The 21,058-nt window shown below is 40.7% G+C and carries 22 protein-coding genes and 1 pseudogene; 7 read left to right on the top strand and 16 right to left on the bottom strand.

The features are described 5' to 3' along the window. Positions 1-15: 15 nt before the first annotated feature. The 3 genes and pseudogenes from GLIP_RS22375 to GLIP_RS20120 form a co-directional block, all read right to left on the bottom strand. Positions 16-192: pseudogene (locus GLIP_RS22375) on the bottom strand (IS5/IS1182 family transposase); the annotation flags it as partial. A 525-nt stretch (positions 193-717) separates the two neighbouring features. After that, the gene (locus GLIP_RS20125; RefSeq protein ID WP_008846563.1) at positions 718-2,835 is read right to left on the bottom strand and encodes a TonB-dependent receptor; all 2,118 of its coding nucleotides are present in this window, start codon (positions 2,833-2,835) and stop codon (positions 718-720) included. A 177-nt stretch (positions 2,836-3,012) separates the two neighbouring features. Next, positions 3,013-4,083: a PepSY-associated TM helix domain-containing protein gene (locus tag GLIP_RS20120; RefSeq protein ID WP_040523767.1), complete on the bottom strand. Its 1,071-nt coding sequence runs from the start codon at positions 4,081-4,083 to the stop codon at positions 3,013-3,015. 130 nt (positions 4,084-4,213) lie between these two features. Here GLIP_RS20120 and GLIP_RS21780 point away from each other — a divergent pair, with 130 nt between their 5' ends. Further along, positions 4,214-4,624: an AAA family ATPase gene (locus tag GLIP_RS21780; RefSeq protein ID WP_322786229.1), complete on the top strand. Its 411-nt coding sequence runs from the start codon at positions 4,214-4,216 to the stop codon at positions 4,622-4,624. On the opposite strand, the gene GLIP_RS22005 is transcribed toward GLIP_RS21780, so the two are convergent. Together GLIP_RS22005 and GLIP_RS20115 are read right to left on the bottom strand one after the other, a co-directional pair. After that, a complete protein-coding gene (locus tag GLIP_RS22005) occupies positions 4,606-4,785 on the bottom strand; it encodes a hypothetical protein (RefSeq protein ID WP_153886386.1) in 180 nt (59 codons plus the stop codon). The two genes, GLIP_RS21780 and GLIP_RS22005, sit on opposite strands and share 19 nt — an antisense overlap. 326 nt (positions 4,786-5,111) lie before the next feature. After that, positions 5,112-5,807 carry an esterase/lipase family protein gene (locus GLIP_RS20115; RefSeq protein WP_008846561.1) on the bottom strand — a complete coding sequence of 232 codons (696 nt, stop codon included), beginning with the start codon at positions 5,805-5,807 and terminating at the stop codon, positions 5,112-5,114. Positions 5,808-6,078: 271 nt separating this feature from the next. Between GLIP_RS20115 and GLIP_RS20110 the strand changes: the two genes are divergently transcribed. The 6 genes from GLIP_RS20110 (at position 6,079) to GLIP_RS20085 (ending at position 10,164) form a co-directional block, all read left to right on the top strand. Further along, positions 6,079-6,510: a hypothetical protein gene (locus GLIP_RS20110; protein ID WP_008846559.1), complete on the top strand. Its 432-nt coding sequence runs from the start codon at positions 6,079-6,081 to the stop codon at positions 6,508-6,510. A 235-nt stretch (positions 6,511-6,745) separates the two neighbouring features. Next, positions 6,746-7,168: a hypothetical protein gene (locus GLIP_RS20105; protein ID WP_008846558.1), complete on the top strand. Its 423-nt coding sequence runs from the start codon at positions 6,746-6,748 to the stop codon at positions 7,166-7,168. Next, positions 7,165-7,365 (top strand): helix-turn-helix transcriptional regulator, encoded by a 201-nt coding sequence (locus tag GLIP_RS20100; RefSeq protein ID WP_008846557.1) that lies wholly within the window; start codon positions 7,165-7,167, stop codon positions 7,363-7,365. Before GLIP_RS20105 ends, GLIP_RS20100 begins: the two co-directional genes overlap by 4 nt. After that, complete coding sequence (locus tag GLIP_RS20095; protein WP_161602062.1) at positions 7,331-8,368, top strand: hypothetical protein; 1,038 nt, start codon at positions 7,331-7,333, stop codon at positions 8,366-8,368. Before GLIP_RS20100 ends, GLIP_RS20095 begins: the two co-directional genes overlap by 35 nt. 378 nt (positions 8,369-8,746) lie before the next feature. Continuing rightward, positions 8,747-9,430 (top strand): YitT family protein, encoded by a 684-nt coding sequence (locus GLIP_RS20090; RefSeq protein WP_008846554.1) that lies wholly within the window; start codon positions 8,747-8,749, stop codon positions 9,428-9,430. A gap of 206 nt (positions 9,431-9,636) precedes the next feature. Further along, positions 9,637-10,164, top strand: a complete 528-nt coding sequence (locus GLIP_RS20085) for an EF-hand domain-containing protein (RefSeq protein WP_008846553.1) — start codon at positions 9,637-9,639, stop codon at positions 10,162-10,164. Between the two features lie 168 nt (positions 10,165-10,332). Here the strand turns inward: GLIP_RS20085 and GLIP_RS20080 are convergent, their stop codons facing one another. The 11 genes from GLIP_RS20080 to GLIP_RS20030 all read right to left on the bottom strand — a co-directional run bounded on the left by GLIP_RS20080 (position 10,333) and on the right by GLIP_RS20030 (position 21,057). Next, positions 10,333-11,292: a hypothetical protein gene (locus GLIP_RS20080; RefSeq protein ID WP_008846552.1), complete on the bottom strand. Its 960-nt coding sequence runs from the start codon at positions 11,290-11,292 to the stop codon at positions 10,333-10,335. Beyond that, positions 11,282-11,722 carry a VOC family protein gene (locus GLIP_RS20075; RefSeq protein WP_008846551.1) on the bottom strand — a complete coding sequence of 147 codons (441 nt, stop codon included), beginning with the start codon at positions 11,720-11,722 and terminating at the stop codon, positions 11,282-11,284. Before GLIP_RS20075 ends, GLIP_RS20080 begins: the two co-directional genes overlap by 11 nt. 2 nt (positions 11,723-11,724) lie before the next feature. After that, the gene (locus tag GLIP_RS20070) at positions 11,725-13,119 is read right to left on the bottom strand and encodes an aldehyde dehydrogenase family protein (RefSeq protein WP_008846550.1); all 1,395 of its coding nucleotides are present in this window, start codon (positions 13,117-13,119) and stop codon (positions 11,725-11,727) included. Between the two features lie 133 nt (positions 13,120-13,252). Then, a complete protein-coding gene (locus GLIP_RS20065) occupies positions 13,253-14,551 on the bottom strand; it encodes an adenylosuccinate synthase (RefSeq protein WP_008846549.1) in 1,299 nt (432 codons plus the stop codon). A gap of 165 nt (positions 14,552-14,716) precedes the next feature. Further along, positions 14,717-14,920, bottom strand: a complete 204-nt coding sequence (locus tag GLIP_RS20060; protein ID WP_008846548.1) for a DUF2065 domain-containing protein — start codon at positions 14,918-14,920, stop codon at positions 14,717-14,719. 181 nt (positions 14,921-15,101) lie between these two features. Continuing rightward, positions 15,102-15,821: a response regulator transcription factor gene (locus GLIP_RS20055; protein WP_008846547.1), complete on the bottom strand. Its 720-nt coding sequence runs from the start codon at positions 15,819-15,821 to the stop codon at positions 15,102-15,104. 79 nt (positions 15,822-15,900) lie between these two features. Further along, positions 15,901-16,617 (bottom strand): spondin domain-containing protein, encoded by a 717-nt coding sequence (locus GLIP_RS20050; protein WP_008846546.1) that lies wholly within the window; start codon positions 16,615-16,617, stop codon positions 15,901-15,903. Positions 16,618-16,629: 12 nt separating this feature from the next. Continuing rightward, positions 16,630-17,313: a spondin domain-containing protein gene (locus GLIP_RS20045; RefSeq protein WP_008846545.1), complete on the bottom strand. Its 684-nt coding sequence runs from the start codon at positions 17,311-17,313 to the stop codon at positions 16,630-16,632. A gap of 120 nt (positions 17,314-17,433) precedes the next feature. After that, entirely contained in the window at positions 17,434-17,859 is a 426-nt protein-coding gene (locus GLIP_RS20040) for a group I truncated hemoglobin (RefSeq protein WP_008846544.1), read from the bottom strand. A gap of 5 nt (positions 17,860-17,864) precedes the next feature. Then, positions 17,865-18,689: a DUF3034 family protein gene (locus tag GLIP_RS20035; protein WP_226992269.1), complete on the bottom strand. Its 825-nt coding sequence runs from the start codon at positions 18,687-18,689 to the stop codon at positions 17,865-17,867. A gap of 43 nt (positions 18,690-18,732) precedes the next feature. Further along, entirely contained in the window at positions 18,733-21,057 is a 2,325-nt protein-coding gene (locus GLIP_RS20030; RefSeq protein WP_008846542.1) for a bifunctional diguanylate cyclase/phosphodiesterase, read from the bottom strand. Position 21,058: the final 1 nt, after the last annotated feature.

Below are 21,058 nucleotides of genomic sequence, written 5' to 3'. Positions count from 1 at the left end.
GCAAATTCTTTGCAAGTGAATACGAAAAATCGTTGGCATCGGATACAGGCGACGACCATTATCCGCCTTGGGATAAAAAGGCTCTGCCACGTCCACCGATTGAGACCGCGGTAGCAGGTTATCCATTCGGGATAAGAATATTTCTTTAAGGGTTTAGCGGCACTTGCTGAGAAATTCACTATCGGCGAAGGTAAATTATTGGCTCATGGACACTAGCGGATGTGATTAACTGTGCCGCTATGATCTCACATCAGGGACTTGTAAGCATCTTCCCCAGCAAACCTGAAAAAAATGATGAAGCTCACGGTATGAAACCTAAAAAATCGAAACAAGTCAGACATGGCGTAAAGAGTAAAACAAATATCCCAAATACCCCCCAAAAGAGAAGTTTGTTACGATCGTGGAGAGGTTGTTGAATTGTATGAAAGGGGTATTCGAGAGTTTGAACCTGGCCAGCATGATGGACAGCAAGGATATGGGCAGCTGTTAATGGACACGCACCGTGATCAACAAAACCAAGCACACGGGGCACTGAGACGTCTTGATAACTTGTAGTGGCTTAAATGCCCAAGTTGAAGCAACACCGTGGGCAAAAGGCGCGAATAAGCTGAAAGCGGGAGAGAGTAGCGGCATTACGGTGAAATTCACCAACTATGAGGCGTTGAAAGTTATGGCAAGGAAAAGACACCTCGCCTGCATTAGGCGAGGTGGTATTAGTTAGAATGAGTAAGTGACACCAAGCGTTGCAGTGGTACCTAACCCTTTAATATTGTAGCCACCATAGGTATACGACTGAGCGCGAGCAGGATAGTAGTCGCTGTTAAACAGGTTTTCGACGCCCATAAACGCGTTCCAGTTGTCAGCGAACTGGTACTGTCCACTTATGTTAACAATATTGTAGCTCGATATAGGCCCCTGATCACCAATATAGTCGCCGTCAGCATTTGGCGAGAAGCGTTTGCGATCGCCCACATACAGATAACTAACCGTTAGCGATAAGGTGTCAGACGGCTTCCAATTTACGTTTGCCGTTGCTTTGGGTGGGCTAATTTGGCGAGAGCCAAGATACACGTCAGCTTCAGTATTTTTCCCTTCAACGTAACTATACGTCGCTACCACGTTGAGCGTTTTTGAAATACGGTAGTCCACTAAGCCTTCATAACCCCAAATTTCCTGTGGTGCACGTACAGGCTCATACACACCTGTCGCCTCGTTGAAACTATTGGTAGTACCTAATTCAGATGTACTTCTGTAAGCAGCAACTTCAAGACGTACTTGGTCGAAAAGAGAACTAAAGCCCACTTCGTAGTTATCGATGATAGAAGCTTCTGTTTGAATAAGACCTATATCATCTACCGTTGCAGCGCGCAGTAGACGACCAATGTCAGCGATATCTGAACCTTGCGAGTAATTGAAGAACGGGCTAAAGCTGTCGCTCCAGTTGTACTTTATCGCAATATTATAAGTGGTTGCGTCGTAATCTATGGTGTCACCCTTAACTTGAAGGGGAACAGAACATTGAGTCTCTGAACGGCACAGCTTCAATGTTTCGTAGTCATCAACCGATAAGTCGATACTTTCCCTTCTCACACCCGCCTTTACGATAATGTCGTCGTTAATAACCCACTTCGTTTGTAAAAAGCCAGCTAAGCTGTCCATTTCCATTTCAGGCACCCACACGCGCCCATCAACCAGCGGCTGTGAGGTGGTGTCTTTCAGCGCATCGATACCATAAATGAACGTGGCTTCAACACCATCGAAATCAACGTTAGTATTAAATGTCGCACGAGCTCCACGCTTTTCAGAGCGAATGATTGACTGACCACCTTCGTAGCCTTCATCTGGGTTAGCTAAGTTAGGTGAAAAGAAAAATACGTTCTCAATATCCTGCGTGTACACATCGAGTGTCATTTCGCTGTTTGCAAAGATATTACTGTCTGTATATTTAAGGGTGATGTTCTCATTCCCATCAGGCCCCTGAGGTTTCCCACGTTTTTGCAGAGCTTCTGGTACGTGAATAGCGTAGGTTTTTACGCCTTCGTTAATGTCTCCGGGAACATCTGCCAAATCAGTTTTTTGTTGAGAGCTAAAGTAGTTGTAGCTGAACTGAAGACGTTTTTCTTGATCGAAGTCGTAACCTAATTTGGTAAAGTAATTCTGCGTTTCAGCGTCTGATAAGCCGTACTGCAAACCTAGAATGTCGCCTTCTGCATCGCGCTGAACGCCGTTTTCCTCGTAGCTGGCTGTAACGAGGTAATCAAAATTCTCCACCTTGCCGTTAATCGCTCCTGAAATGCGCGCACCAGTTGATTCTTCAAGCTTCACGGCGCTAAAACGTGATGACAAACTCACCTGCCCTTGATGCGTATCATGCGCAGTAGCTTGTTTAGTAATGTAGTTAATAATACCGCCCGACGCCCCGTTACCATAAACAGACGTAGCGCCCTTAATTACCTCTATTCTAGCAAGCGCGCTAGGGTCAATAGTTTTCACACCTAACGAACCATTTCTAAGCGGCGTAGACTGAGGCACGCCGTCAATCATCACAAGCGGAGCACGTCCGCGCAAAGACTGGCCAGTATTGCTTGAACTACCTGTGTCAGGAGCAAGGCCAGGTACCATCTGCGCTAACAAGCTTTGTAATTCAGGGTTCACCTTCAAGTGATCTTCAATCTGTTTTCTGGAAATAACGGTGATCGACGCAGGTACTTCATCAATACTTTCAATCACTCGACTTCCAGAAACAATAATGCGCTCCATATCTTTTGGAGCGTCATTAGCTAGGGAAGGTGCACTAACGGCTAGGGCAATGAGCGTAAGCGATGGTTTAAACATAAAAACTCTTTAAAGGAAATAGGTTTAGGAAAGGCGCGTTATACTACAGATGTAAATGCGCAATGTAAAGGAAATACGAATGATTCTTATTATCTTATCCAGATTCAATAGTAACCGTTAGATAGTGAAATATAGATGAGATGAATTTGAAGCACTTCGCTCTGCCTTAGAAGCACATCATTTGAAATGGCGTTTATACCAAAAATAAAACCCTGTTATCGTAAAAAACGCAGGGAGTAATGCGATAAATAACCAGATAAATTCAAGCACTGGCCCTGCGAAATCACCAATGTGAAATTTGTATTTGAAGTTCCAAACTAGCGTCGCCACATTCGCTTTTGACGCATCGTAATAACCCGTTATTTTCCCATTTGATGGGTTTGCCCATACCCAACTGTAGGCGTGACTTTCACCTGGGTTTTGCATTCTAAACGCCAGATGTTCACTTGGCTTTTTAGGAAAATAAATGCGAAATAATGACGCATTGGGAAACACCTCCATGGCATTTTGGTAGGACACATCGATAGCCACTGGAGCAATATTAGCGTCGTAAGATAACGGCTCTGGAACTGGCCTAGTCTCGACCTTTGAAAAAGTAACGGCTTCCACCACCTGCTGCGTAGCGCTTGTCCAATTAAACGCCATGCCGCTAAAAGCGATGAGTATCAGCGGTATAGCCAAATAAACGCCCAGCACTGTGTGAAGTTGATACATGAGAATTCGAAACTTGGCGCGGCGCTTAATCGCTAAACGTTTTAATCTATTTTTTGGCTTTACCCAAAGATAAAAACCCACAATCACTTCAAGAAGCAGTACCAAGGCACTAACTGACACCCAATTTCTAAGTGGCCTTTCGTTGTCACCATCTTGATACAACAGCCATCGATGGATAGCCATGGTGAATCCATAAAACGTGCTGTAATAATCGTATCTATGAAGTATTTCGGCCGAGTTAGGGTTTACGCTTATATATTCGCCGTTGTTGAGCTTCGCTTGCCAAGCAAGCTCAGGGTCTGACTCGGGCATTAAAAGCTCGATTTTCTTACCTGTCTGGTTTTCTAGCGAGCTCACAATACTGGAAAGCGGTAACAGAAAGCCTTGAGGCTCTATGGTCCACTTTTCTGGCTGTACAAAGGTTTGGATATCTTTGGCATAAATTAGCAGCGCACCGGTGATACTGAGGCAAGTAATAAATAACCCACACGCCAGCGCTAAAATAAGATGCAGTCGTCGTACCCAAAGTTTCAAAATAGCGTTCACATATTGCGAAATAAATGCGAATAGTAACGATTATCGAAAATAGTTCAATGAAAGTTAAACGCTACAATCAGACTTACAATCGCATTAGGTAAATGAATCTCTCCTACTTTGCAGTAAGATTAGTAGATATATTAGCGGGCGTACTTATGGGCTTAGCTTCCTAAGTGCAATCAAAGATGGTAGTAAATTCTTCATTAAAACTAGTAAATACCAATCATCTTTAGAGCATCAAGGCACTGGAATTAAAAGAGCATTCCTATGGTCGGCGGTCAATACTCTGTGTAGCGAAGGTTTATATAAAAAAGGCACGAAGAAGATTCAAGATGAAAATTCAAAAATATTATTGATAGACGAACCTGAAATTAATCTTCACCCATCTATAATCAAGGCTGCTCGAAAGGCGATTTATGCACTAGCTGATATGCAAGGTTTGCAAATCATATGTACGACATACTCGCCAATATTTATTGTAGTGGTCAGGACGAGTTTTCTCGTACCACGCCAGTCGCTCTATACATGCCGTAGGTAGTTCGCTCCACGTTGGGCTATAAGCAGACTCCCCATTTTTAGCCCTACACCTGAAACTTCTGGTAACAAACCCATGATTCTAATCCAGAAAGTTACGTGAGACACGATAAGCCAGGTGCGTTTGTGGAGGGCCAATGAAGAACCTGCAGTTTCTCTAGACAAAAGAGTTCCCCTCAGCTAGGGTGGGGCTGACTTGAAAATCTAGTCGATTGCCGCCGACTACATATTTGAAGTTTGTCAGTAGAAACTGGCCATGCCTTCAACGAATAAGCCGAGTTCATAGCTCGGTTTTTTCGTTTCTGACCCTGCGAAAGTTCTAATCGATAAGCATCACGCCGAATCAGGAGCGAATTTTTTTGGTAGGGATAGTTTTTTTGGTAAAAAAAACCTTGAACATTGTTCAAGGCTTCTGAGAATGGTGCCCAGAGGCGGGATCGAACCGCCGACACGCGGATTTTCAATCCCGTGCTTAATCGTTTATCTTGCGGTTATTTAATTAAATTATATTGCTGAGTTGATGTATCAGTTTGCAAACCAAAATGACCTAAAGCATAGGTATAACTAGCGTTTTCATTCCAGATTCGGCTACTGTGAACCCCTCCAACTGAACACACTCCAGTGCTACATACTATTTGGTCGAAATTGCTTTTAATCGAATATACCTTAGCACCTAGCGGTGTGCCATAAAGCCCATCAAGGAATGGGCTTTGTACCGACAAGCCATAATAACCACAAGTGGAATTCCAAACATTGTACGGGTACACGCCACACGACCATAGCCCGCGTAAAGCACCAGCGATGCCAACAAAGGTATCTACGCTACTAGATACCGCTAATTTCGAGATTTGCTGGGCTGCAAGCGTCACTCCCATTGAGTGACCGATAACGTCTATTTTACCTGTACAAGAGTTGGCTATCGCAGCATTGATCGCTTGACGCACAGGGGTTTCTTCACTCCCTGAATGATTATTGCAAACCGCGCAACTTTTAGATCCCCAATTTGGCCGAAATATTTCCGACGGACTATAACCTTTGTTCAACAGCAAATCGTAAGTGTTATCCCAACTTGAAGGAGACGCAGTATTGCCATGCACAAGTACAACCGCGTCTTTACAACTATTAGCCAAGGTGTTGAAAGCAGTAAATGACAGTAAAATTACAACCAGAGTAGAAATATATTTCATGGTAGACACTCATCAATTAATCGAATGTCTATTTTTAGTTAACAAAATGTTAATTGGCTATAGTACTTTAGTGCAGTTAGCTCCAGCGGTTGTGCTCTATAAAAATTCAATTAGCGCAAAAAATAAAATACAGCCTAAGACTAGAAGTGTTACTTTACTTGCTCTTTAATTTAACGATAGTTACTGTTCGTAAAAAATCTGATGAAAATCATGTTATTAATCATACTTAAATTACATTGTTAACGATTAAGACCCCATATAAGGACATATAATGCAAATATCTTCACTTTTCAGAGTCATTTTAATCAGCGGGCTAATTCTCGAAATATTGAGTGTAATTGCCGGTTTTAGCCTCAGCGAGTCAACCCTTCCACCTCTGCTGTTGGAGTATTTAGCTCAGCAGGAAAATGAAGAAGTGTCCTCAGGTTTAGCGATTTTAATTTTGATGGCGTCACTCACTTTACTCGTATTATTACCCATCTCCATAGTAGGTGCCTTTATGTTTAAATCTTGGGGTCGCATTTTATACGTGTCAGTGACGATATTTGTTATTTTTTGTTATCCCATTTTTGGGCCGGTTGTAATGAATCCCTGGGAAGCAATGTTCAGTGATATCAGCTTTGTATTTATGGGACTAGCGCTGGCCATGATGTATTCAGGTGAAATTGGTAACAAATTTAATTCGACGACAGTGCAACACTAAACATCTTCTATAGCACACCTTAACAATAAACTTGGTGGTTGAATGAAAACCACCAAGCTCAAGACTCTCTCCATCCTTCTCGTTTCTTCGTTTAAATATTCATTAGTTGGTTTCCATCATTAAGATATCATCAAGACCAGACTTTTTGTAAAATACACTTGACACCACTCAAAATAGCAACTAACCTTCACAAAAAGTAAAGTGTTATTTACTTTATATCAAAGAGGGTATACATATGAACGCGACAGAAAGTAATTCTAGTAATCTAAAACAACGTGCAAAATCGGCTACACAAAAGCTTTTCATCTGGACTTTCGGATGGGTTCTCAGTCTGGCATTAGTGGCTTTTGGCCCGAAATTCTTGTGGGATTTTGCGACTACATTCACTCTAGTAGCCATAGTCATTAATCTTTTTTGTGGATTTAAGATGATAATGGCCAATAAATACCATTTAATGTGTATGGATGAAATGCAACGCAAAATTCAGTTAGAAGCGATGGCAATTTCTTTAGGAATAAGTATGGTATTTGGCGCGATTTACGGCTTGCTGGAAGCGGTTCGTCTTATTTCACATTCGCCTAACCCATCTAATATCTTGTTTGTTATGGGTATTAGCTATGGCATTGCGGTAGGTCTTGGTTACAGGAGATATATGTGAAAAATCGACTAAAGGTTTTACGTGCCGAAAAGGACTGGACTCAAGCAGACTTAGCCGATGCGTTGGACGTATCTCGTCAAACCATAAACGCAATTGAAAAAGGTAAATTTGATCCGAGTTTGCCCTTAGCATTTAAGGCAGCTAGATTATTCAATTTACCGATTGAAAAAATATTTGATGACGAATATGAGGCTTAAGACCAGCATTTTGAATGATTTCAACAGCAAGCCATATATTGTATGTACCTTGCTGTTTTTATTCTTCGGGCAAATTAACGAAACACATGCTTATGAGCCGAATACGGGGCATGCCTTCATATTTTCGCTAGCAATCGAGCAGTTTCTTTCTTGCCACCAAGACAAAAAACAATCCATTCCAGACATCAATATTTTTACCAAAAGATTAATCCAAGGTAATGTGGCAATGGATAAAAGTTTAGGTTGGAATATTCGAGACAGACTGCTACTAAAAAACGCTTCCGTCTTTAGTTTTCAAACTCGGACAAGAAACTGGCACTTCTACAATTCAAAACAGCAAAAACATGCACAAGTTGCAAACATAAATCAATCTATGACGAATTTATGGGACGAAGCATTAGTTGGTTTCCATGAGAACAAAAAACTAAACGATAAATTGTTATTTGTAGGAGCGTTAGCACACTTATTGGAAGATGCCACTGTGCCTGCGCATATCACTCCGATTTATCATGGCCCAACGGCAATAAAATTTCTAAACGCAAAACAGATGGCAAAATTAGTGAACTACATGAAAGAAAGATCTGATAGTCGTTTTGTTATCCATGACAACTTAGACAAATATCCAGTTGAAGTATCAAAACTTCGAGCTAAATTGCGGCAAAAAACATCCTGTGGAAGTCTAGCTAAATCAGAAAACTCTGTTTCTAATTTATTATTGCAAAACGAACGCTTTACGCAAATTTTGCTAGAAACCCCCATTATTGAATGTAGCAATTTTGTTTGGAAAAGTTTTTGGACACCACCAAAAGAAAATGAGTATTTTGGTAGATACAATATCGAAAACGAAAATATACTATTTGGAGAAAAAGGCAATCTTACTGATTCTAATGGCGCTTCCTGTTCATTTGATAAAGACGATGTGAGGTATAGAGAGTTTGCCCAAAAACTTCATTTGCAAGCAATTGAGACTGATGTGCGTTTACTAGAAACATTGCTGCTATAAGTTTAAACCATTATTAGATTTGGGACATTTTGTTTAACGAATGAGACAAGTTTTTGTTTTCATCTGATCTTAAAAAAACGTATCAGCTAAAGGCAACAACATAAACTTTTGGGACACAGAGTTACAAAATTGGGACATTTTTAGTTTAAATTCTGAGACAAAAACATGTAGATTTGAGACAATTTTGAAATCTGAATGCATGTCATTACATCTTATCAACACCCAGTTCACTTTCGTGTAAAGAGTCGTAAAGATTGCGATACTTTGCAGCCTAATTATCCAACAACGCATCTAGTCGAGAACCTTTTAAGCTGCATAGTTTCCGGTACACTGGCGCCGAATTGTTAAAGCACTACAAGTAAAGGATCACAGCCAGTTATGCCATTCCCATCACACCGATTTTACGAAGACATCTTAGCGCTTTTTTGTGCCGGCATATTCGTATCTTTAGGCGTTGTATTTTTTAGTACTCATGGTCTATTGACAGGCGGTACAGCAGGAATCGCGATCATCGGCACGCACCTTACGTCATTTAACTTTGGTACAGTATTTTTTGCAGTTAATATCCCATTCTACTACTTAGCTTGGACTAAGTTGGGTAAGCGATTCACAATCAACACTTTCACTTCTGTGACTATGGTGTCATTGATGACTGAATACATGGATCAATTTATTACAATCGCGAACTTAGAGCCGGTCTTCGCAGCTTTGGTTGGAGGTATGTTGATTGGGGTTGGTTTACTCATAATGTTCAGACATAAATCTAGTTTAGGTGGATTGGGCATATTGGCGTTATATCTGCAAAATAGGTTCAATGTTCGAGCGGGTAACATTGGTTTACTAGTCGACTGTATCATTCTACTTTCTTCACTATTAATGTTTGAACCCTACTTAGTGATGCTGTCAGTTTTAGGTGCTATCACTTTAAATATTCTAATTGCGGTCAATCATAGACCGGGCCGTTATACCGCAACGAAAAAAACCAGCATTAGACTGCAAAAAACCGAAACAACACCTCAGCAACTCACCTTCGATAGCAAGGTTTTAAGATCTAGTAACTAATTCGGCCACCCAGTCAGATTCAAAAAATGTGAATATTTTTCATTTTGATGAGAAAAAAATTCCCTTAATTTTTCGGCTGTTTTTCTTACCTACACCTATCTTTCTGAAATTACTTTACTTTCTAAAATGGCATGGAAGATGATTATCAAACTGTGAGTTGAGTGTGGATTAAGTATTACCACTAAGTGGAAAATTAAGGAGTTATTATGAAAAAGTTAACCTTATCAATTTTAATCGCCGCTGTTTTCGCTGCACCAGCCTTTGCCGGTGGAGATCACAAAGACAAAATTAGTAGTTCGTTTGAAGCTTTAGACAATGATAGCGATGGCTACATTTCGCAAGAAGAAGCAGATGACGATGACATCTGGGAGCATTTTTCTAAAATAGATGGTATTTCTGGCGGTGAAAAAGACAATTCGATTTCACGCATGGAATATCAAGCATACATGGACATGCATGCGGGTGAAGTTGCTGTTGACAGTGAGATAGCAAATTCAGCTGAAGATGCCGAAGTAAAAGATTTAGAGCCAATAGAAAATGAGTTTGCAGATCTAGATGACGACGCTGATGGTTACATATCATTAGTTGAGGCAGAAGGTCACGAAATTGAAAATCATTTCGGCTACATGGACAAAAACAGCGACAAACGTGTATCTAAGTACGAATATAATGATTACGTAGCCAAAGTTACCATGAAACACAAAAATGAATTGGATATTTCTAAAAACCAATAATCATGATTGGCAATAATAAAAGGTGAGTTTTTACTCACCTTTTTTGTGTTTACGTAATCTGCCTTTTATCTCAAAACAATAAAATTCAAAGTTGAGAAAACAAGTTAATAGGAAACAGCTGATATTTTTTGGCTAGTAGATTCTCAGATCTCATCATTGTGGAATTATCTAAAGGTCAAACCCGTATTTAATTCCCAACTGAATGCGAGTATTGTTTTCAAACGCTTCAAACTTTGCAAACCAATCCAATGGAAAATTGCTCGCAAAACTAGATTCTAATTCAAACGCAACGCCATGCCCTGTCGCTAAAAAATCTTCGATTAATTCAATTCGTTGACCAAAGTCGTCACTGGCATAAGCGTAATAACTAAATAGATCCGCACTTTGCGCAAAAAGTGTAAACGACGTCTGAACACTGACGACAATTTTATTAGCTGAGCTATTCAAACGATTAATTAATTCGAACGCATAGGTAGTTTCTGCGTTTCGTGCGTATCGTAATTCGCCGCGCACAAAATTTTGCTTTAGAACATGGTCAGCGCTAATTTCAAAATTGAATTGGCTATTTAGAGCACTAGAGTATTCCAGTTCCACGTAGTTAAGATCATTGATATCACTAAATGCGTTTCTTGCAAGAGTTTGATCTAGGTCGCCTACGACCAACTCCAAGCGACCATTTTGCATTTTCGTCACTTGCCTAACACCGGCAATAAAGCCGTCTTTGGATAAACCAGTCGACGACACTCTACCTTTATATGTTGGGATCACACCAAATTCAGTTTTGTTTTCACCATTTTCATAACGCATATAAAAACGTCTTAGATAAGCGTGATCAGATGAACCATCATCAATTGTATTGTGGCTTGAAGAAAAGCCTTCTCCAGTTGCTACAAACGCATTTACGCTCCACTGTTTTTCACTATCTAAATACATATGAGGATAAAGACGAATTCGGTACTGATAGCGTTCATCAGAACCGGAGCGATCATCGAATCTGAATTGACTGTCCAATTTCACACCAAATTGTTTAGTGTCACTTAGCACGCTAAAAGACATCAACAACAAGGCTAAACTTGAATAGGCATAGATATTGAAGCGGCTCTGCGCCAGCTTAAGATTATTTAGCAAACAATTGCTCCAAATCATTAAACGCCTTAAATTCGAGCGCGTTTCCACTGGGATCTAGAAAAAACATAGTCGCTTGTTCCCCCGGTTGTCCAGAAAATCGCACATAAGGTTCAATGACAAAATCAATATGATGCTCTTGCATGCGCTGCGCTAACGTTTTCCAATTTTGCATGGTCAAAACGACGCCAAAATGTGGAACAGGGACGGATTGATTATCGACTTCATTGGGGTTCGCTACATCTGGCATATTTTCAACTAAGTGTGTTACCAATTGGTGACCAAAAAAATTCCAATCAATCCAATGTTTGTCTTGGCGTCCACGAGAGCAGCCGAGTATATCTCCATAAAATTTTTCTGCCTGCTCCAGATTATTCACAGGAATGGCCAAATGAAATGGACGGATTTGGGTATCAACATTGCCTTTCGTCATGATTAAAGAACCCGTTTTAATATCGACAATTTAAACTTACTAAACGGCGGATAACGTAAGCTAACGTCAAATTTGAAGCTACGTTTCATTACAGTTTTTAAATGACTCAAACGGTCAAAACCAGATTGTCCGTGATAACTTCCCATGCCACTGTTACCCACTCCACCAAAAGGTAAATCCGGATTTGTCATAAACATGAACCCATCGTTCACACAAACATTTCCAGCCGAAGTTTGTTGTAATACTTTTTGCTCATAATCATTACTATCGGTGTAAACATACAGTGCTAATGGTTTAGCGCGCGCGTTTACCATAGGAATGGCTTCATCAATAGAGTCCAAAGTGATAATAGGTAGTATTGGTCCAAAAATTTCTTCCTGCATGATTGTGCTGTCTAAAGCCGGATCTAACACTAAAGTGGGTTCAAAGAAGCCTGTTTGGATGTTTTGATTACCACCAAACACCACGTTTTGATTTTCGAGGTAACCTGTCAATCGCTGAAAGTGTCGTTCGTTGATGATTTTTCCGTAATCTTTGCTGGTTTCAGGCTTTTTCCCATAAAAATCTGATATTTTATTTTGAATCGCAATAACTAACTGATCAGAAATAGACTTCTCTACTAAAACATAATCTGGTGCAACGCATGTCTGTCCTGCATTCATCCATTTACTCCATACTATTCGAGCCGCTGTCACGTCAATATTGGCGGAGTTATCAACTATACATGGGCTTTTCCCCCCCAATTCAAGGGTAACGGGAGTTAAATGTTTTGCCGCTGCCGACATCACTATTTTGCCCACCGCTTCACCACCGGTATAAAAAATGTGGTCAAACTGTTGTTTTAGTAATTCAGTGGTTTCGTCAACAGCGCCCTCAACGACCACATAGGCATTGTTGTCTAGATATTTAGGAATGAGCTGGGCAAGTAAAGTCGACATATGCGAGGATAATTCAGAGGGTTTTAACACTGCGCAATTACCCGCCGCAATGGCTGCCACCAGCGGAGCAATAAGTAGTTGAAATGGATAATTCCAAGCACCGATAATCAGCACAGTTCCCAATGGCTCTGGTAGTACGTAACTCTTTCCAGGTTGTGCACCTATTGGTGTAGATTTTTTTCGCGGTTTCATCCACTTTTTAAGATGCTTTATAGTGTGATTAATATCGCTAAGCACAAAGCCCAACTCAGAAATCCAAGCTTCCGTTTTACATTTTCCTAAATCTGTATGTAATGCGCTAAGTAAGTCATCTTGTTTTTCCTTAATCATCAATTCTAATTGTTTAAGTTGTTCCACTCGCCACGCATAATCCTTACTGTATCCGCTAGCAAATGTATCTCTCACTCCTGATACCAAATTTGCAATTTCAGAATGATTGGTTGGGTCAGCTGCGTTCATCAGTACCTCTAAAAATGTTAATTAATGCGTTCAATATCACACCAGTATAGCTGTATTAAGATTGAGATTATTAGTTCTATTTTCAATGCATAAAAAAAGCCGCCCAAAGGCGGCTTTTCGAACTATCGTTGGCTTATACTGAGAATGGATGACGCAAAATTATCGTCTCATTTCTGTCAGGTCCCGTCGAGATTATATCGATGGGTACACCCGTTAGCTCTTCAAGACGCTTGATATAATTTTTTGCGGCTTGCGGTAACCCTTCGTAGCTGGTTACGCCAAATGAATTCTCACTCCAACCTGGCATTGATTCATAAACAGGTGTAATCAATTCATAATCATCTGCAGCCATAGGAGGAACATCTTTTACTGTGCCATCAGAATGTTGATAACCAGTACAAATTTTCAATTCTTCTATGCCATCAAGCACATCTAGTTTGGTTAAACAAAAGCCAGTAATAGAATTAATTTGAACGGCTCGTTTCATAGCAACTGCATCGAACCAGCCTGTTCTACGTTTACGTCCGGTTGTAGCACCAAACTCATGGCCTTTAACACCTAAATGCTGACCAACTTCACAATCTAGTTCAGTAGGGAAAGGTCCTGCCCCAACACGCGTGGTGTAGGCTTTAACGATTCCTAAAACATAATCAAGATTAAGCGGTCCAAAGCCAGCTCCAGTAGCTACACCACCTACGGTAGTATTCGACGAAGTAACGTAAGGATAAGTACCATGATCAATATCTAGTAAGGTTCCCTGTGCACCTTCGAACATTATCGCGTCACCGCGTAGTCTGGCTTTATCCAGTACGTCGGTTACATCGACAACCATCGACTTTAGAATATCCGCTACTGCTAAAGCGTCTTTCAATACTTTATCAAAATCAACGGGTTCAACCTGATAGTATTGGGTCAACACAAAATTGTGATACTCCAAGATCTCTTTTAATTTAACAGCGAAATCTTCCGCATTAAATAAATCGCCTACGCGCAATCCGCGGCGAGAAACCTTGTCTTCGTATGCCGGACCTATTCCTCTGCCCGTTGTACCAATGGCTTTGGCACCACGTGCTTTTTCTCGCGCCATGTCCATAGCAATGTGATAAGGAAGAATGAGTGGGCAGGCTTCACTGATAACCAAACGCTCTTTAACCGGTACGCCACGGTCTTCAAGCATCTTCATTTCGGTTAATAACGCCTCTGGACTTAGCACTACGCCGTTACCAATTACGCAGGTAACGTTTGCACGTAAAATACCGGAAGGAATTAAGTGAAGAACGGTTTTTTCACCGTCTATTACAAGGGTGTGACCTGCATTGTGTCCACCTTGATATCGGACAACATACGTTGCTTGATCGGTTAGTAAGTCTACGACTTTACCTTTACCCTCGTCACCCCATTGGGTGCCGAGCACTACTACATTTTTAGCCATTGAAGAGAACTGTCAAGAAATTAGGCGTGGATTCTATCAAAAAACATGCTGATAAATCATCCGTTTTTTCAACTTCTGCCTGCTTTTTACTAACTTTATTTCATTTTTTGCTGGAAAGTGCTTAAGGAAATCAAAAAATTATGGAAGTCTTGAAGTGCAACAAACTTAATTACCTAGTAAAAATACCAGTGACACCAGACCAATAGTCACCATCACACCACCGATTGTGCGAAGCTGTTCGTTTGGTTGAGTGGCGATTTGATAAATATAGCGTTTCCAACGCCGGGGGAACAACATTGGCCCTATTCCCTCAATGACGAGCACGATTGAAAAGGCGATAAAAATGGCGTTGCCCAATGTCATTTCCATGTGAATTAGTCTACCTTTTAGAATCGACTGTGAACTAACCTATTGGTGAAAGGTGTTAAGTGTCAATGATTTGCGACACTCAGTATGACGTATCTTGACAAAAATGAAACATGGCATTTCATAATAAATTGGAATTAAAAACCTTACTTTTATACCTAGATTGCAATTTTAAACGAGGAGTTTATTGCACGCCTTCCGGACTAAATTTATAGCCCACTCCCCAAACTGTCTGAACAATCTTCGGCGTTGTAGCGTCTTCTTCGATTTTAGCTCTAAGCCTGTTTATATGAGAGTTAACTGTGTGTTCGTAACCACTGTGATGGTAGCCCCAGACCGATTCTAAAAGCTGACTGCGACTGAAGACTTGGTTGGGATGACTGGCTAAATGAAATAACAATTCAAATTCTGTCGCAGTTAGATCAAGCACTTTATTTTCAAACATAACACTATGATTTTTTTGATTGATTAGCAAAGCACCGATAGATAAAGGTTTTTCCTCTTCGCATTCTTTATGCTGCGTTGCATCATTTAAAAGCGCCACTTTTCTAAGCTGAGAGCGTACTCGTGCTTGCAACTCCCTGACACTAAACGGCTTGGTCATGTAATCGTCAGCTCCTAGCTCTAACCCAAGCACTCTGTCAGTTTCAGAATTTTTAGCGGTTAACATGATAATCGCTTGCTGGGGCTTTTTGTCCCTCACTTGTCTGCATATATCTAAACCACTAATCTGCGGTAACATGACATCCAGAATCATTAGCGAAAAATGACTATTTAAAGCAGAGTCCATTGCAGCCTTGCCGTTATCAATATGGGTTGTTTCAATACCCAATTCGGACAAATTAAGCTGAATCAAACTAGCGATGTCATTATCGTCTTCTACTAACAGTACTTTGTCTGTCATATCAAATTACCTGCATTTTGAAAGTCTAGGTTGACGCTAGCAAGTGGGGTCTTGCCAGCATCAACCTGTACCCGTTCAGTTACTGGGTGCGTGTCACACTAATTCGCGCCACTGGATTATCGAATTTATGTTGCGAATTCAAAACCGATGACGGTAAATTGTCCGACGACGTCACCACTCCAGGATGCGCCGCAACAAAATCAACGTCCATGCGACTAGCATCAAACCCGACTCCGCCATCTGCTGGACCTGGCATAGTGCCGGCGGCTTCAGAATTAACTTCTGTACCCGCATCATAGGCGTGAGCAGTAGTGCTCCATGTATCATCAACACCCAACTCTGAAAGGTCCCAAGCATTAAGACCGGTAAAAGCATCATTTGTATTCACTAACATGGTAGCAATACTCAGTTTTGCATCGGTAACATCTTCAATCGTTATCTCGAAGGTTTCATTACCTCCAGGTCCCAATGGCATTTCGCCAGTCGCTGAGGCCATCACTATTGATAGACCGAGCAGGCCAGAATTGTCCCCTCCTTCAGCCATGGTTTCCAATTCAACCGACGCTGCTTCACCAATCATCCAGAAATTACCTTCTGTATGCAGTGCTAGCGCAATCGGTGAGAAGGGTTGAGCATTGGTTAAGTTTGTTATGGTCACCTGGTATGTAACTTCAACAGGCGCAGGCGGTGGTGTTATTTGCGGATCATCATCGTCATCATGATGGCACGCGATTAATCCCGTGGACATTGCTGCCAGCAACGTTAAACGTAACATCTTTGTATTAAATAATTCCATGCTTACAGTCTCCTAGTTTACGGTTACTGTCACTTTGGCCACCGGGTTTAACCAACGGTGAATACTATTTACCATATCGCTTGATCCTCCGCTTGAATCGGCATCACCCAGATTACCTCGATGAATATGCACACTAGCATTGGTTTCTTGGCTGGTAACACCAGCGCCGCCTGTACCTAACAGGGGATCGAGTGGAGGTGGCACAGGCATACTGGCGCGTATTTCGTCATTTGCTTCAGTGCCAGCGTCATAGGCATTTAGATAAAATGTATAAGTTCCTGCTTCACTTGGAATCTGCCAATTATCCAATCCTACAAAGCCATCATTAGAAGGCAATATCATACCAACAATCGACAATACCGTATTAGAATCATCCGTTGTTAACATTGCTGTCGTTGACAAAGAAGGACCGAGCAATCCTTCTGCTGGATTAGCTATAACATCCGCATTAACAGATGTGGTAACTGTCATTAACCCATCTAAGCTTCCCATTTCCGCCATAGCTTCAATTTCTGTCGATGCACTCTCGCCCAACTCAAATAAGCTTGCTTCAGGTGTATGAGCAGCAACAAGTAAAGGGGTAAAATAAATCCCTTGAGTAAGGTTTTGTATTTCTATTGATAGATCTGCCGAATAAGCAGATTGGCAAGCAAAGGCCAGCAAACTGGCGGTTAAAACTTTGGTTGGTTTTTTCATAATTTTCCTCACAATAAATTAAATATGCGAGGAAAATTTTGGCGTTAATTTATCCCAAAAGTATCACTAAATATTGACGAATTGTTCAAATTTACACTTTTGGCTTATTAAATTATGTGTTTATAGATACAACATATCCTTTCGAGTTGGCGCTAATCCTTTAAGAACTTTATTTTGCAATGGATGTGGCACATTCGCTTTATTCATTGCATTGATAAGTAAATCCACTGTGCGATTAAAGTGATGTTCAGTGATATTCATTCCCGTATGTACCTGCTGCATAGTGTCACCGGTATACTCACAAGGACCATTAGTTACCACGCAAATCTGTTCCGATAATTTTTGTTTAAACCTATCGATATTTGCCCCTTCAAAATAAGGCAATATTTGCTCATCGTATTCTATTTCCCATACAAAATTATCCACTATTTCCGATACTTTGGATGCTCCCCCTAGTTGCTCATACACGGTAGAGGATGAATTTGTCGCACAGCCACCCAAAACAAATAACAGTAGCGCTAATGCGTTTGGCAAATTAAATTTCATTTTGCTCACCATAATTGACCATTAATTGAGAAGTATAATCCTGATTGTTTTTGCGCGCCGGCAATTGAACCAAGATCAGCCCAAGCTAGGGTTAGATTAATACTTTTAGAGGGGATATAAGTAACAAAATAGTCGATCCAATCTTCTTCACCTAAACCTAAATTGTCAGGCTTCTGCCGATATTCCATACCAACAGCAAAATGTCGGCTAAATAAAATTCCTGCGGATGCCTCTAACATGATGTCGTAGTCGTTATCAGTTTGAGATCCAAACCCCAACAGCCCCATTTCATTGGCTTTGGTAGCCCGTGCTGTTAAATTCCACACAGTGTTATATCCGGCAATTGCTCCTAAATGCACTTTTGTCATCGCCACGTAAAAATCAGTGCCACTAGAATCCGAATCCGCTCCTAATGCGTTAGCAATAATGCCATCTTCTAATAATTTGTGCTGCACTCCGACGCTAATTTGTGGAAAGTCTGAAAACACCACATCACCGTAAACTTTGTATTTAACTCCAATGATATTTTGTTTAATTTCACCACCTAAGGTTTTTAAATCGAATCGTTGTTGCGCCAAACTTAATTCAACAGAATCGTAAAAAGAAACCGCACCGGAAATTGTGGCCAAACGATAATCATCCAGATCGACTTGTGTGGCAGCGACACTTACCGAAATTTGTTCTTGGCTATCGTATCCTGCAAGTGTTGCCCAAGGCACTATACCACCACCACCACTGCCCTCTACCTGCATCAAGCCAGCCGTTCCAATCAATTTTCCATCTGCACTGTAAGCTGGTAACGAGAATATTGCTAAACAAGCTATTGTCATAAAATGACCTGAGAACTGCATCAATTTATTTTTCATTTCACCCTCATTCAAACCAATTAGTTTGCGCGTTTTGCAAGCACCACTGAATCATATCTTCAACGTCAATGGGCCTGCATACGTGGTAGCCTTGCACCCAGTCACATCCCCATTCTTTTAATAGTTTGAGGCTTTGTTGATTTTCAACACCTTCAGCGATCACTCCCAACTGAAAATTATGTGCTAACTCAAGAATCGTCTGCACTATTTGCTGATCACTGCTTTGTTCAGCTAATTTGAGTACAAAACTCTTATCTATTTTAAGTTCAGAAACTGGCAACTGTTTTAAGTATGCCAATGACGAGTAACCAGTCCCAAAATCATCGATTGCTAATGAAAAGCCCATTTCTCTAAAGCGATTTAATTCGTCTACCGCCTTTTTTGGATCTGCGACTAAATCACTTTCTGTTATTTCAAAAGATAATCGACTGGCATCAACTTGATAGTGTTTAAGGTGTTGCTCTATAACACTCAGTAATTTTGGATTAAGAATATCCTTAGCGGATAAATTAATCGCAATACAAATATCCAAACCACTTTCGACTATGCGTTTTGCATCAATTATCGCTGTTTTAATCACAAAATCGGTGACTTGACCGATCAAACCTGCCTGTTCAGCAATGCCGATGAACTCGTCTGGTGGCACAAATCCCAACGTTGAGCTATTCCAACGGATTAATGCTTCTGCATGGGTTACTTTGCCCGCTTTTAATTCCAATTTTGGTTGATACACCATTTTTAGTTCTGATTGCGCCGATACAAGCGCGTGTTTTAATTCAGAAATGATTGCCAAACGTCGTGCATAGCGCTTTTCAAAATCTTCATGATATTTAACCAATAAACCAACAGAGGTACGTGCTTCATCAAGGGAAATATTTAATCGTTTAAATACATTTTCTGTATTTTCACAGTTATCAGGGCAAGACAATACACCGATAGCCAGTTTTATGTTCATCACTACATCGTCAATGGTGACTGGCTGTTCAATTCGCTTTTGTATTTCTCTAAGCTCATCTAAAGCAATAGGCGATGCTGGAATCCACAAAAATTCACCACCGTTTAAACGTGCACTTTCACCTCCGAGTTGTTTGAAACGGCTAGCCACTGTTTGCAAGCAATAGTCGCCATTTTGATAACCAAATATGTCGTTAATACCTCGAAAACCAAGAATGTTTGCGCCAATAACTTGAAACGATTGATTAGCCGCAAATTTATCCGTAATAACATCCCTGATTTGATATCTGTTCTGTAAATCGGTCAGCATGTCATGGCTGGCTTGATAACTGATTTGTTTTTGGCGTTCGCGGATATTGTCCTGCATGGTTTGAAAAGAAGTGGCCAATTCATCTATTTCACGGGTATTTGAACTCACATCAATAGATTGTTCATAGTTACCCGCAGCAATTTTATGCGCGACAAAAGATAATTTCCCCAACGGTCGGGACAGTTTTCGGGATACCAATGCACCGAATAAAAGCGCTAACAAAACACTTAAAAGCGCGATGACAGTCACTTTTATTTGTAGTTGATTAAATTCGCCAAAAAGGCGCTGGGAATCTTCAGACATCATTACCCAAATTTGATCTTGCTGACTCTGTTCTAGTAAGAAAGACTTAGAGATATACTGATGGTCTGGCATGAATGAAAGGTCTATCCATGATATATCTTCATTTTCCAACATCACACTGCTATTTAATGCTTGGGTGGACAGCGTTGATGCCTGAAACATACTCTGGTCATTCCGTTTGACTTGAATGGTGGCATCTAGCTGGGTAATACTTTTAGTCAATGATAATAGGTTATTATTGATCTCAAACCCTACCATGGCCAATGCAGGTGCGCCTGGTACTCTCACACGCAGTAAAAGAGCTTGATATAATTTATCGTCAATCAGCAATATTTCACTAGCGCCGCCTTCAACAACTGCTTGTTCGATTAGTTGTGGATACGGAAAATCACTCCCCGGTATTAGGTTACCTGAAGTACTATTTCTAACACTCCCACTTAGAGAAATAAGTGCCATAAGATCAGCAGAGATACGATTGCCATGATTGACCAACACACTGTCTATTGTTGGGCTATCCTGACTACCAATAGCAGCCTTAAAACCATAGTCTGAAGTTAACACATCCGCGGAGTTAAATAGCTGTGATTCTCTGGTTTCCAATACTTGTTTAAATACAGATTCAGCAACTTTTAAGTTATTGGCGAGTTGTTGTTTCGCTTGATCAATAGTCGATATCCAAACATTCACAAGAATTGCGATGGCACACAGCAATACTAGTCCGCTGGATAATCTAAAAACGTGTTGATTGAGCGACTTTGCTGACATT

The organism is Aliiglaciecola lipolytica E3, from assembly GCF_000314975.1.
GTDB classification, from domain to species: domain Bacteria; phylum Pseudomonadota; class Gammaproteobacteria; order Enterobacterales; family Alteromonadaceae; genus Aliiglaciecola; species Aliiglaciecola lipolytica.
Note: the sequence above shows the minus strand (reverse complement) of the source record. Positions and strands in the feature narration are given on the sequence as shown.